General features: G+C 44.6%; 14 protein-coding genes. 7 read left to right on the forward strand and 7 right to left on the reverse strand.

Going from position 1 to position 13,270, the window contains the following annotated elements:
• Positions 1-5: 5 nt before the first annotated feature.
• The 4 genes from MD536_RS08150 to MD536_RS08165 are packed head-to-tail and all read left to right on the forward strand — an operon-like array spanning position 6 to position 3,581.
• The gene (locus MD536_RS08150; protein WP_239597612.1) at positions 6-485 is read left to right on the forward strand and encodes a GNAT family N-acetyltransferase; all 480 of its coding nucleotides are present in this window, start codon (positions 6-8) and stop codon (positions 483-485) included.
• Between the two features lie 12 nt (positions 486-497).
• Positions 498-1,697: an MFS transporter gene (locus tag MD536_RS08155; protein WP_239597614.1), complete on the forward strand. Its 1,200-nt coding sequence runs from the start codon at positions 498-500 to the stop codon at positions 1,695-1,697.
• Positions 1,698-1,707: 10 nt separating this feature from the next.
• Positions 1,708-2,547, forward strand: a complete 840-nt coding sequence (locus MD536_RS08160; RefSeq protein ID WP_239597617.1) for a maleylpyruvate isomerase N-terminal domain-containing protein — start codon at positions 1,708-1,710, stop codon at positions 2,545-2,547.
• A 26-nt stretch (positions 2,548-2,573) separates the two neighbouring features.
• Complete coding sequence (locus MD536_RS08165; protein ID WP_239597628.1) at positions 2,574-3,581, forward strand: cyanophycinase; 1,008 nt, start codon at positions 2,574-2,576, stop codon at positions 3,579-3,581.
• Here MD536_RS08165 and MD536_RS08170 read toward each other — a convergent pair.
• A complete protein-coding gene (locus tag MD536_RS08170; RefSeq protein WP_239597630.1) occupies positions 3,573-4,130 on the reverse strand; it encodes a DUF6580 family putative transport protein in 558 nt (185 codons plus the stop codon). The two genes, MD536_RS08165 and MD536_RS08170, sit on opposite strands and share 9 nt — an antisense overlap.
• 47 nt (positions 4,131-4,177) lie before the next feature.
• Positions 4,178-5,395 carry a mannose-6-phosphate isomerase, class I gene (manA, locus tag MD536_RS08175; protein ID WP_239597633.1) on the reverse strand — a complete coding sequence of 406 codons (1,218 nt, stop codon included), beginning with the start codon at positions 5,393-5,395 and terminating at the stop codon, positions 4,178-4,180.
• 30 nt (positions 5,396-5,425) lie between these two features.
• Here manA and MD536_RS08180 point away from each other — a divergent pair, with 30 nt between their 5' ends.
• Complete coding sequence (locus MD536_RS08180) at positions 5,426-5,779, forward strand: YraN family protein (RefSeq protein ID WP_239597636.1); 354 nt, start codon at positions 5,426-5,428, stop codon at positions 5,777-5,779.
• Here the strand turns inward: MD536_RS08180 and MD536_RS08185 are convergent.
• Positions 5,776-6,318, reverse strand: a complete 543-nt coding sequence (locus MD536_RS08185; protein ID WP_239597638.1) for a YkgJ family cysteine cluster protein — start codon at positions 6,316-6,318, stop codon at positions 5,776-5,778. The two genes, MD536_RS08180 and MD536_RS08185, sit on opposite strands and share 4 nt — an antisense overlap.
• 76 nt (positions 6,319-6,394) lie before the next feature.
• Here MD536_RS08185 and xerD point away from each other — a divergent pair, with 76 nt between their 5' ends.
• Together xerD and MD536_RS08195 are read left to right on the forward strand one after the other, a co-directional pair.
• The gene (gene xerD / locus MD536_RS08190; protein WP_239597640.1) at positions 6,395-7,303 is read left to right on the forward strand and encodes a site-specific tyrosine recombinase XerD; all 909 of its coding nucleotides are present in this window, start codon (positions 6,395-6,397) and stop codon (positions 7,301-7,303) included.
• A gap of 55 nt (positions 7,304-7,358) precedes the next feature.
• The gene (locus tag MD536_RS08195; RefSeq protein WP_239597642.1) at positions 7,359-8,192 is read left to right on the forward strand and encodes a DUF2911 domain-containing protein; all 834 of its coding nucleotides are present in this window, start codon (positions 7,359-7,361) and stop codon (positions 8,190-8,192) included.
• A 96-nt stretch (positions 8,193-8,288) separates the two neighbouring features.
• Here the strand turns inward: MD536_RS08195 and MD536_RS08200 are convergent, their stop codons facing one another.
• The 4 genes from MD536_RS08200 to MD536_RS08215 form a co-directional block, all read right to left on the reverse strand.
• Positions 8,289-8,714, reverse strand: a complete 426-nt coding sequence (locus MD536_RS08200; protein WP_239597645.1) for a hypothetical protein — start codon at positions 8,712-8,714, stop codon at positions 8,289-8,291.
• Positions 8,715-8,726: 12 nt separating this feature from the next.
• Positions 8,727-10,424, reverse strand: coding sequence for a sodium:solute symporter family protein (locus MD536_RS08205; RefSeq protein ID WP_239597648.1), 1,698 nt, complete (start codon positions 10,422-10,424; stop codon positions 8,727-8,729).
• 173 nt (positions 10,425-10,597) lie between these two features.
• Entirely contained in the window at positions 10,598-10,759 is a 162-nt protein-coding gene (locus MD536_RS08210) for a hypothetical protein (protein WP_239597651.1), read from the reverse strand.
• 1 nt (position 10,760) lies between these two features.
• Positions 10,761-13,268: a PIG-L family deacetylase gene (locus tag MD536_RS08215; protein ID WP_239597654.1), complete on the reverse strand. Its 2,508-nt coding sequence runs from the start codon at positions 13,266-13,268 to the stop codon at positions 10,761-10,763.
• Positions 13,269-13,270 lie beyond the last annotated feature (2 nt).

Raw genomic sequence — 13,270 nt, forward strand, 5'->3', positions numbered from 1 at the left:
GATACATGACCGAAACCAAACCGCCTGCGGATATCCGGATTAGTTCACTCCCGGATACCGTAGCTCCTCCAATGGATCTGATCCTTATGGCTGACCCAAACCAGGAACAAGTTGCAGAATACCTGCCCCATTGTCTTATCCTGGTTGCTAATCACCTCGACCTTACTGTAGGCGTACTGGCCCTGTCACCCGAAGGCAAAACCAAAGCAGAAATTAAAGTATTGGCGGTTACTCCCGGTTATCGGAGAAAAGGAATTGGTAGATTATTATTGGAAGAGGCCGGTGAAAGGGCGCGGCGGCTCGGTTTTACTGAGCTCCAGGTATGCACAGGAAACTCGAGTATCAAACCATTCCAGTTGTATCAGCAGGCAGGCTTTGAACTTACGGATGTACGCTGGAATTATTTTACTCACCATTATCCACAACCGATAATGGAAGAGGGAATCGTTTGCAAACATCAACTGGTCCTACATAAATCATTATAATCTCCCTACCCGATGCTTACCAATACTTTATTGTACCTGCGTCAGCGCTCCAGCTTAAGCATCGGATACCTGTTCGCTGTTTCCAGTATTTTACTGGGCATTTGGGTGGCTGCGATTCCCCAGGTAAAACAAAGACTGGAACTCACAGATGCCACACTTGGGCTCACCCTGCTGCTTGCGCCGCTGGGTGCACTCACCGGAGTTGCCATCGCGCCCTGGTTTTTTAAACGGGTATCTGTAGGTAACTGGATGTATTATGGTAGCCTCTTTTATTGTGCCGCCTTTATTCTGCAGGTAACCGCCCCTACTGTACCGGTATTGATGATTGCACTTTTTTCAACCGGACTTTCCGGCTTTCTAAACGGTGTGTCAACCAATGCAATGGTGGATCAACTGGAACAAAAATTGCAGCGCCGCCTGATGAGTACTTCACATGGCATGTATAGTTTAGGCGGAGGTATCAGCGCCGGACTCGCCTCCATTTTTTACTGGCTGCAGATACCAGCCGTCTGGCAGATCGCGATGGTGGCGCTAACACTTTCAATTGGCCTTTTTTTGTTACGTAATGAATTGTTGGCACATCAGGTAGAGATTGCTTCAGATAGCCGCTTTCGTTTACCCTCCGGAGGTCTGATCGGACTTTCCTTTATCTGCTTTGTCACCTTTATGGGAGAAGGTTGTGTTGCAGACTGGAGCGCCCTCTACCTTCGTGAATCCCTGAATGGAACAAAGGCAATTGCAGGAATCGGATTTGCAGGTTTCTCCATTGCAAAGGCACTTGGCCGCTTTAATGGCGATGCGCTGATTCCAAAAATTGGTGATAAAAATGTGGTGATTGGAGGTTGTCTGATAGCTGCAACTGGCTATCTGCTGACGGTTAGTTTTACTTCGATTCCTCTTGCAATTGCGGGATTTACACTCGTAGGACTTGGATTTTCCTGCGTTGTGCCAGTGTTGTTCAGCACGGCCACCAAGGTACCGGGAGTAAGCGCCGTCAGTGGCATATCGGCTGTTGCAACGGGTGGTTTACTTGGCTTTCTCACCGGCCCCTCACTGGTAGGCATCATTTCAGAAAAGTTTACTATGGCAACCGGCCTTAGCGTCATTTTTTTTCTGGCACTACTTGCAGCTGCAACTGCCTGGAAGAATCGGTATCTTCAAAGTGCAGGGAATAAATCAACCCCTGTAAATTATCCGGATCAACTACTGTAAGGATAAACAAATGGAACCCATATTCATATCAGATTTATTTGAGGAACTGGACAACCTCTTACTTGATTGTTTGCGTTCTCTAACGAAAGAAGACTGGAATCGCCCAACAGTTGCCCGCCATTGGAAAGTAAAGGATATTGTAGCGCATTTGCTGGATGGGAATATCAGAACACTCTCTATGAGTAGAGATGCCTTTTTTGGAGAAAAGCCGCCACCTATTGACAATTACCAGGACCTGGTTGGATGGCTTAATCAGCTCAATGCAGATTGGATAAAAGCTTTTGCCAGAGTAAGTCCTGCTGTACTTATAGAACTACTCTCCTATACCAATCCGCAAGTTTCAAGCCATTACCGGAAATTGGACCCGTTTGGTCCGGCCGTTTTTTCCGTTGCCTGGGCGGGTGAGCAATCCTCGCAAAACTGGTTTCATATCGCGCGTGAATACACGGAAAAATGGCATCATCAGGCACAGATTCGGGAAGCAGTTGGTGCACTTCAACCGTTACTTGAACAGAAATATTACCTGCCATTTCTGGAAACTATCATACGCGGTCTTCCCTTTCAGTATCGCAATCAGCAGGCTGAAGAAGGCACAGTAATTAAAATTAGCATACGCGAAGTTGAATCTGCAACCTGGTTTTTGATAAAAAATCCGGCAACTTGGAGATTGTCAAAAATGAAAACAAATGCTGTTGCAGGAATAGAAATTCATCCCGCCATTGCCTGGAAATTATTTACTAAAGCCATTCGACCGGAGGATGTATTGATTCAAGATCCGGAAACAATTAAAATTCAGGGCAACCCAAACCTGGTGAAAAAAGCATTGAACCTGGTTGCGGTAATGGCCTGATCAAATTTGAATAAACAACAAGACACATGAAAATATTGAATTTTGTTTTTCACTTAATACTCACCGTTAGTCTCCCGGTCGATTTGTTTGCTCAAATCAGCGATACAGATCCACTTCGTATTTATCTGACAGGAGATTCTTCTGATGTGCAAACCATAACCAAGCCCGGATTACTGCTCGCAGGAGGTAGTACGGATGTGAATTCCGCGATGCTTTGGTTGTTGGAACAGTCTGGTGGCGGAGATGTGGTAGTGATCCGATCCTCCGGGTCTGATGGATACAACCAGTACCTTTTTGACCTCGCAAAAGTAAATTCCGTAGAAACCATCCTGATCAACAGTCGGGATAAAGCATTCTTACCCATAGTGGCAGAAAAAATCCGCAAGGCGGAACTTTTATTTATAGCCGGCGGTGATCAATGGAATTATACCCGTTATTGGAGAGATTCACCAGTTGAAGACGCGATCAACTTTTTAATCACTGAAAAGAAAGTGCCGGTAGGTGGCACCAGCGCAGGTTGTGCAATTCTGGGCGATTATTATTTTGCTGCCCAATACGGTACCATTCAATCGGAAACTGCACTTGAAAGTCCATACCATATTGCCAATGCAATTGGCAGAAAAGATTTCATCGTAGCCCCCATCCTGCGTAATACCATCACCGACTCACATTACAGTCAGCGCAACAGGCAGGGCCGGCATATCAGTTGGATGGCAAGGCTGCTGCAAGAAGAAAAAATCAAAACAATCCGCGGGATTGGAGTAGATGAAAAAACAGCCGTAGCGATTGATGAAACTGGATGGGCTACTGCCTTTGGAACTAATGAAGCCTGGTTTGTATGGAATGAAGCAGGCAAACCCGAGGTTTGTGAACCAGGAGAATCGCTACACTGGAATCCTACCAAAGCTCCGGTTAGGGCCTATATCATTAAAGGAACACTGGAAGGAAACGGTCGCTTCAATCTGAATAACTGGAAACAGATGGAGGGCGGCAACTCCAGACAGCTGAAAGTGGAACGGGGGGCCTTACGCTAACTCTACTTTTTTGTTACCGTAAAGGAGATAATAACCTCCAAATAACAGCAGACTGAAAAATAGGGTGGAATAAACGCTGACGGGGTAAAATGGCAGTCCGTCTGTAAAGGTTGCCATCAATCCGGCAAAGGTTTTGGGATGTCCCCATCCGCCACCAAATACCCATACACTAAAATTGGAAAGCAGAAAATACAGGGTTGGTGCAGCTACAGATGCTAGCCCTACCTGCAAAACATTGATCTTCTTAATGTAAAAACCAATCACAGTCATCATTGCAAAAAGCGCATAGTTCAAAACCTGTCCACTATAAAAACCCTGCGTTGTTGTAATGCCTGCCTTGTACAGTCCATGATAAAGCAAATCACTAAGAAACATAGAAAATATTGGCAAGGCGAAAGCCCACTTCTTATCCTTGATCAGCGCGCCACCAAAAATGGCCATTGCAAGTTGAGGAGCAAATCCAAAAGTGCGGGACGGAATAATGCGGTATACGGCGGCAACCACAATCAACAGTACAAATGATACTATCAGAGATTTATTCAGTTTCATATTCAAAAGCTCGAATGTTAAGGATCAGGCACAAAAATAGGGGATTTTCACTTGGCAGCGACAGGTACGGTGGCCCGAAAAGCCTGGCAGCCCCCGGCTGTGGAAATCTTTACGTTAGCTCCTGCTGTCAGTAGCACAGAGTGGCCCCTGGACATGTTTTGAGAAAAGCCAGTACCTTGCTCGCAGATTTCAAGGGCTCCCTCCATTACCAGTAATATGTCGGCAGTATCCGTTGAAAGCGGCAGTTCAGCTCCAGCAGGCAGTTCCAGCATATGCAATTCAAAGTCATCCGCCGGTGTCAGAAAAGCCTTTTCAAAAGGCTGAACATCCATTCCTTCCAGCAGTTTCGGAACGCATGGCTCAAATCTCACGTGTTTCATTAATTCTGGAACATCAACGAATTTTGGAGTAAGCCCACCTCTCAACACATTATCCGAATTTGCCATAATTTCCACATTCTGACCTTCCAGGTATGCATGTAAGACGCCTGCATCCTGAAATATGGCCTGTCCTTTTTTCATTTCTACCAGGTTCAAGAGGTAGATGCTGAAAATTCCACGGTCAATCTTTCCCGGCTGATTATAGGTAATTGCGGCTCTCGCGGCCCAGAAATCCGGATTGGACTTTGCCAAACTACCTGCATAATAAGCTGGCAGGATCCGATCAAGCAATGGTTGCAAACGCGCCACGACTTCTTCATCCGGCATCTCCATAACCGTACGATATAAATTCGCATACTCACTCTCCGCAAATACTTCCAGTAAAAATTGAAGTTCTGAGCGCGCTGACAACACTTCTTTCAATGATGCTGCTTCTCTGAATCCATGCAATAACCAGAATTCGCCCAGGGCATATGCCAGTTCAGGCTTGTGATTGTCGTCTTTATAATTGCGATTGGAGGCCGTTAAGGCAACACCCGCAGCATTTTCAGCGGCATAACCTTTCTTTGCACTTTCACGTGTTGGATGCACCTGAATACTCAGCATATCTTTGACATCCAGTACTTTCAGCAGATATGGAAGTCGTCCGAATGCAGACTGAACAGCACCTCCTAACAATTGGGGATGTTGCTGCAGCAACGCATCCAGTTTTGCTTCTCCATTTACGATGGATGGCGCCTGAACATGGGCACCCAGCCAGTATTCAGCAGCTGGTTGTCCGGTTTTAACCTCCCGTGATAACAAGGCTGGTATATAAGTAAAACCACCCCATTGATAGGGCTGCACCGTTCCTTCCAGATCAAATAACTTATTTTGAATATCCATAGCGCGCCGAAATTAGGACAAAATCAGTGAGTGAAACAGGCAAATCTGCATACTGGAAAATTGGGCGAAGAGGAAGCCATAAAGTTTCTGGAAACACTTGGGCACCGCATCCTGCATCGCAATTGGAAATACTTCCGAAAGGAAATTGACATCATTTCCTGTTGCAACGAAGTATTACATTTCACAGAGGTAAAAACGCGCACCGGTATAGGTTTCGGCTCGCCGGAAACTGCCGTCACTTCCAAAAAAATTCAGCATATCCAATCTGTTGCGGCTGCTTTCCTGGAGGTACAACCTCAATGGAAACGCATCAGCTTTGATGTGCTTGCTGTTGAATTAACACCGGATGAAATAAAGATCCTTCATTTCCAGGACCTTTCTTAGCGAACGCGGCTGAGCTGAACCAGTGATATGGCTGCTTTTAATTTCTCCACCATTTTGAAGGTAGCCGGACAATACTCGATATTCTGTTTGTGTACATGCATATAATCCACCGCTTTCTTTTTACTCAGATGGGGAAAGCCGGCACAGTCTGCAGGCCGTACTTCATAAATACTACACATATTGGTTTTGAGGTCTAAGAACTGACAAGGCTGTTTCACATTCATCCAGTCTTTATCTTTTTTATCGAAAAACAACCACTTTTCTTTGAAAGCATCAACGGTCATATGGAGATGCGCGGAGATTCGGATAAGATCCTGTTTGGTAAAAGTCGGACTCATTTTTTTACAGCAATTCGCGCAGGTAAGACAATCCACTTCCGACCAAACTTCCTGTTCTATTACGGGAGTGATTTTGTCAATTCCCCGCGGACGTTCATTTTCCAGTTTGGTCAAAAATCGCTTCAGGGTACGTTTTCTTTCAATTACCTGTTTTTTAAACTGTCGCAGGTTAACAGCACGGGGATTGGTCGCCAGCTCCATTCGGTCACTTGTTTATGAAATCGCAATATAAAGGATTCAATGCGTTAATTTGCTTCTTATACCGGAACAAATTATCATGTGGGCATCTTATAAAAAAGGATTTAAAGCCTGGCTGCGATTGGAAAAATCACTGGCGGATCATTCGGTGGCTGCATACCTGCATGATCTGGACCTGCTGATTCAGTATCTTGATATAGCTGGCACTGCTTCTTCACCTGATAAAATTTCTCCCGAACAATTGCAGGCATTCCTGCGCTGGATTGCCGAACTGGGTATGAGCCAACGCTCCCAGGCCAGGATCCTATCCGGACTCAGGAGTTTTTACACCTATTGCCTGGTAGAGCAAATCACAAAAACCGATCCTACTGCCCTGCTCGAAGCACCCAAACTTCAGCGCAAGTTGCCCGACACCTTGAGCTATGAAGAAATAGAGGCAATCATTTCAACAATTGATCTTAGCAAACCTGAGGGAGAAAGAAATAAAGCTATTCTGGAAACGATGTACAGTTGCGGACTTCGGGTAAGCGAGATCGTTGGTCTGCAAATTTCCTGTTTGTACCTGGATAGCGGATTTATACGGGTAATTGGAAAGGGAAATAAAGAACGGCTGGTACCCATTGGAGAAAAAGCGATCCGCCAGTTGGAGATATACCTTAAACTGGTTCGATCACATCAAATCATTACACCGGGGGCAGAGGATATCGTTTTTTTGAACCGCCGCGGTCAGCCCTTAACACGGGTGATGATCTTCCTGGTGATAAAAGAACTTGCAAAAAAAGCTGGCATTCAAAAATCCATTTCCCCGCATACGTTCCGGCATTCCTTTGCCACCCACCTGGTGGAAGGGGGAGCAGATCTTCGGGCTGTTCAGGAAATGCTGGGACATGAAAGTATTACCACAACCGAAATTTATACACATCTTGACCGGGAGTTTCTGCGTCGTACCCTGCATGAATTTCATCCGGCTTTCCGTTCATCCATTTGATCATAAACAATTAGCTTCGTAGGCCGTTATATTTGTCATTCAAAATCAGCTCATCATGAAAAAAATCATTCTTACGCTGTCTGTAGCATTTTGTCTCCTCCAGGGAGTACAGGCACAGCTCAAAACTCCTCAACCAAGTCCGGCTGCCTACATAAAGCAGGAATTCGCCTTATCAAATGTTGAATTGTCTTATTCCCGTCCCGCCATACGGAATCGTGCCGTATTTGGAGATCTGGTTCCATACGGTAAAGTTTGGCGTACCGGAGCCAATGCCGCAACCACCATTACCTTTGGTGATGATGTGGAATTTGGTGGCAAACCTGTTCCAGCTGGCAAATATGGATTACTGACTATTCCAGGTGCAAGTGAGTGGGTGGTAATACTCACAAAGCAATTAGATGTTACAAGTCCGGCCGCTTATAAGCAAGACCAGGATGTGGTTCGGGTAACTGTTCGTCCGGAGTCACTGCCCTTCAGTCTTGAATCCTTTATGATTGGTTTTGATAACATCCAGCCTACATCCATGAATATGGATATCGTATGGGACAGAACTGTAGTAACAGTTCCCATCAAGGCCAATATTGATGGAAAGGTAATGGCACAAATTCAGGAACTGGAGAAAGGTGATAAATTCCCTTACTTCCAGGCTGCCATGTACTATATGGAGAATGGCAAGGACATGAATAAAGCGCTGACATGGCTTACCAAAGCAACTGAGCAAAATCCGAATGCTTTCTGGGTGCATCACCAGCGTGCTAATTGCCTGGCTAAACTGGGCAAGAAAGCAGAAGCAATTGCTGCCGCCAATAAGTCTATGGAACTGGCTAAAAATGCCAAAAACGACGACTACGTAGTACTCAACCAAAAATTACTGGCCTCTTTGAAATAAAGATTGTCCAACTTTATAGAAAAAGACCGGCTTTTACCGGTCTTTTTCATTTCACGTCTCACATCTCACATCTCACCTTGTATTAACCGTCCAGGATTAATCTATTTTGCGGAAGCGCTGGGGACAACCGGTACAACTCAGGTAAGGTCGGAATCCATTAGGTTCTACGGAAAAGGATTGTTTTCCATCCACCCATTCAAATTTTCCCCGGAAAAAATTTTCTATCCCTGTTTCCCGCATAGTTAAGGGGCGTGTAAATAACTCTCCTCCACCCATGCGTACTTCATATTGATTCGTTAGCAGATCAAAATTGGTGGAATTTTGCCGGATCGTTCTATAAGTGAGTGAGTTATCCAGTAAAACAACGATTCCACCTTTCTTAAAAAAAACGAGGGTATCAGCGGTATGATTAACGTCTACCCAGCTACCCACCAATTCCCGGCCGGAGCTGAGATTTTCTTTTCCACAGGCAGTCAGTAAGACTAGTGTAGTAAATAATAGTAAGCTGTAGATAAGTCTCATTCAGTCGCTGCTTTAAGGCATTGACTGCTTTTTATTTCCGATCGTTGCATGAATCAGAATAGCAAGCAGAATTAATACCACTGCTCCAACCAGGTTCAACCAGAGAAAGGCCATTTTCCCTTTCCAGAAGATCAGTACCACTATAGCCTCAGTTATTACTGCACTCCAGAAAGTGGCGGTACCACCCACCCATTTAAAAAAGAAAGCCACCAGGAAAATGCCAAGAATTACTCCGTAGAATAACGACCCTAATACGTTAACGGCTTCAATCAGGCTGCCCATATTATTTGCGAATTGGGCGGTACCAATACAAAACAACCCCCATCCAAGTGTATACCATTTCGACATTTTATACTCTCCTATGGGTGTGAATTCAGTTTTGGAGTATTGTTTATGAATATCGCATACGGTACTGGATGCCAGGGAATTCAAGGCAGCGGCTATACTACCCCAGGAAGCAAGAAAGATCACTGCAATTAACAAGCCCACTATGCCTTCCGGCAGATGGTCCACCACGAATCGAAGGAATACATAATTCGTATCATTCACGTCAGCCAGTGGTGCCGCTTTTTTGAGTGTGGATTTGTATTCTTTGCGATATTCCTGCAATTCCTGTTGATTGGCCTTGATCTGTTCAGCTATAACCGTATTCTCTGGTTGCTTTATGTATTGACTAACCAGGCTGGATTGTTTTGCTGATTTCTGTTCAAAAGCAGTTTCAATGCTGGCAAGTTCCTCTCTGGCGGCTGCGTCTACCACATTGGCAGATACGGCTTTATTAAAAAAAACAGGCCCCTGGTTAAATTGATAAAATGTAAAAAGAAGTGCCCCAATCAGCAGGATCGCAAACTGCATGGGCACTTTTACGATGCCGTTCATAAGTAAGCCAATACGACTTTCGGTAAGGCTCTTTGCTGTGAGATAACGCCCCACCTGGCTTTGATCCGTTCCAAAATAAGATAGTGATAGAAAAAAGCCACCAATGATTCCACTCCAGATATTATAGCGGTCTGACCAGTTGAAACCGTTTTCTGTTTGACCGCTGGTAATCACGTTCAATTTGCCCATTTGCCCGCTCACTTTGAGCGCATCAATAAATCCGATACCTTCTGGCAGTAGATGCACCATCATATAAGCTGCGATAAACATGCCGGAGAAAATGATAATCAGTTGCAATTGCTGGGTATACGCAACCGCTTTTGCACCTCCGGTAACAGTGTAGATAATCAGAAGTCCGCCCATGAAAATATTGGTCAGATAAATATTCCAGCCCAACAAGGAAGAGAGAATGATGGAGGGCGCGTAGATACTGATGCCGGTTGATAAACCCCGACTAAGTAAGAACAATATAGAGGTAAAGGTTCTTGTCTTTTTGTCGAATCGCTGTTCCAGGTATTCATAGGCGGTGTATACTTTGAGCCTGTGAAAGATGGGTACGAAAAAGATAGAAATCACCACCATGGCAATGGGTAGTCCAAAATAGTATTGCACAAACCGCATACCATCATCGAATGCTTGTCCGGGTGCAGAAATAAAAGTTACAGCACTTGCCTGCGTGCCCATGATACTTAACAAAACGAGATACCAGGGCAGAGATCGGTTCCCAAGAAAATAACCATCCAGGTTTTTGCTGCTGGCACTGCGGTATAAACCATAAAAGATGATACTGCAAAGCACAACCGCCAATATGATCCAGTCTAATACACTCATGAAAAATAACGGGTAAATAAGTGAAAGGCAATGATCTGCAGCACCAGCAGGACCAGCACAAAAATGTACCAGGCCTTCCAGCTTTTAAATACGGGGATTTTTTCCTGTTCTTGCATGAAATTCATTTCATTCTCTCCTTCACGGAGGATGCTAATTGCCGTGCTAAAGTGAAATTATTTTTTTCGGCCAGAAATCAGGCCGGCGCTCAGCAAGCCGATGCCTAGTCCAATTAATAAGCCAATATGAACCCGTTTGATAAAAATCCCGATGATCAGCCCTATGCCGATCGCCAGCGCAATTCCGATATCTCTTCTGCTGTTGTTATTCGCTGCCATGTTAGAATTGCTTTTTCTGATTTAAGCCGATAAGATTCGCCAACAGCCGGTAAGACCCGGGCACACCTGCAGGCAATTGGCGGAAGAAAACCAATCCCGTATAAGTGAAATAACCTTTCCCGTATTTCGCAATAATCAGGCTACCATCATCCGGCTTCTCATCCGGATCATTCATGGAAAGGATAGTTTCAAATCGGGAATCAAAATTCGACGCATGATATATGCTTCGCTCCTGCTTCCATCCCTCAAAATCAACCTGTGTAATTTTATTCGGAAAATTTAGTACCGGGTGAGTTGGATTGATGAAGGTAACGGGTGCATTTTCATCCGTAATGCGGTTACGTACAATCGAAAAGGGATAGGGACCAATTTTTGACTTAACTGTTCCGAGTTGGTTGGAGGTATTGTATTGAACAATAAGATTACCACCGCCTTCCACATAAGCCATCAATTTCGTGTAATGGTTACCGAGAGATTCCATTACGTTGTAAGCCCTTACTCCGGTAATTATTGCATCCAGCTTTTTAAGATCATAGGACCCAAGCGTTACTTCATCCAATACTACAACTGAATATCCCATCTGTTTTAAAGCTTCCGGAATTGCATCTCCGGAACCAGGAATATATCCAACCGTTTTTCCAACAACCCGAATCTCCTCTTTTACCACTGTAACGCTGGTTGGCAAAAAATAATGCATGTTCGGAATATGATCGTATTGAATCATTTTCAGGCCATTGTTGTATCGGACCCTCCTGTTCGTCTCCGGAATTTCTACCCAGGGGTAAATACGATCCGGAACTTTCCCCTTGAACAATGTATCCAATGGCAAAGTAACCGACTGCATGGTGTTTTTTGGAAGTGGCAACGTATAGGAAAGGCTTTTTTGTATATTCTTCTCCCCTTCCATAAGGTCAAACAGTAATCTTCCCTTTACCGTATCCCGTTGCTGATAACTTTTATAAATCAGCTGAAGGTATTGAGGATTTTTAGGAACAAGATTTTGCAGGACCACACCGGGTTGCAGGCTTAATACAACTGGAGAAACAACCATAACCGGCTGATAGATTTCGCCTTTTACCGGATCCGTAAATTTATATTGAAGCGGAATGCGCTGGCGAAACTCTGTATTCTCCACTTTATACCGCAGTTCAATCTCATCCCACTGGAGTTCAGGATTGCCAATCAAACTGGGGGTTTTTACTGTAAAACTTCCGGAATCCATTTGCTCCCGTAACCAGTACGGTTGCGTTTTATTAAAGTCTTCAACAATCCGGCGCGAAATCTTTTTGCTCAGGTATTCATTGCCTGCAGCCACTGGTGCAAATTGGAAACTTGTATCTTCCAGTTCAAGGCTCAGGTCTTTAACAGGAACCTTACTGGCATTTATCAAATTGAAACTGATTTGCAGCGAATCACCTGTTACTGCTACCTGTTGATTGGCTACTGCTTCCACATAAAAACCCAAACAGGCATTTATCAGCTGCTGAATTTCTGCTTTCTTTTTTGTCTTCCAGTAATAATCCCGAACAGTCAACTCTATTTTGTTATACAGGCGCACCAGGGAAGGTACAGAGGCTGACGGATTAACCGGACTAAACTGTTGAATGATCGAATCAATGGAAGCATTGAGTTGGTTTTCATTCACTCTCGACCAGTCTGTGCTTACGCCATCAAAGAGATCATTGTTAAGCGGATCGCCATCTGTATGTGCAAAATATTCATATTGGTGACCTCGTTGTGCAGGCACGCCAAAACCCTGGCTTTTATGCTGGCTTCTGCTTTCCGCTGATATTTCACCATATCCTTTACCAAGTAAAGGATTAAATAACCCAACATCTAACTTGTACTGATTCTCGCTTTGGGTATTATTAGCACCAAAATTGTAGGTGTTCCACAAAATTCGTTTAGGCTTCCACGGTTCCGTCATCACAAACTGCTCCGGAAAACGATTCGGATCACCGGATGCTTTGAATGCTTCAATAGCGAGCGCTGCTGATGCGGAGTGGTGTCCATGCCCAGCCCGGCTATCAGGGGGGAAACGTGTGATTATAACATCTGGTTTAAACCGCCTGATCACGAATACAACATCCGCCAGTATTTTTTCTTTATTCCAGATGCGCAATGCTTCATCTGTGGATTTACTGAACCCAAAATCAAAAGCTCTTGTGAAAAATTGTTCAGCACCATCTATTCTCCGGGCGGCCAGCAGTTCCTGTGTCCGGATCAGTCCAAGTGAAACGCCCTGTTCATCTCCGATCAGGTTTTGTCCACCATCGCCGCGGGTTAATGACAGATAACCGGTTCGATATTTTTTTTCATTTGCCAGGTAAGCCAGCAGCCTGGTATTTTCATCATCGGGGTGTGCAGCAATATACAGCACAGATCCCAGCACTTTTAATTTTTGTAATCCCTGCAAAATATCGGCAGAAGATTTACTGACCGGTTGTTGCGCCAGCAGACTGATTGGTAAAAATGCCCCTAAAACAAAGGCGCGTAAATAGTTGCTCATTG

Source organism: Flavihumibacter cheonanensis, assembly GCF_022352215.1.
GTDB classification, from domain to species: Bacteria; Bacteroidota; Bacteroidia; order Chitinophagales; family Chitinophagaceae; genus Flavihumibacter; species Flavihumibacter cheonanensis.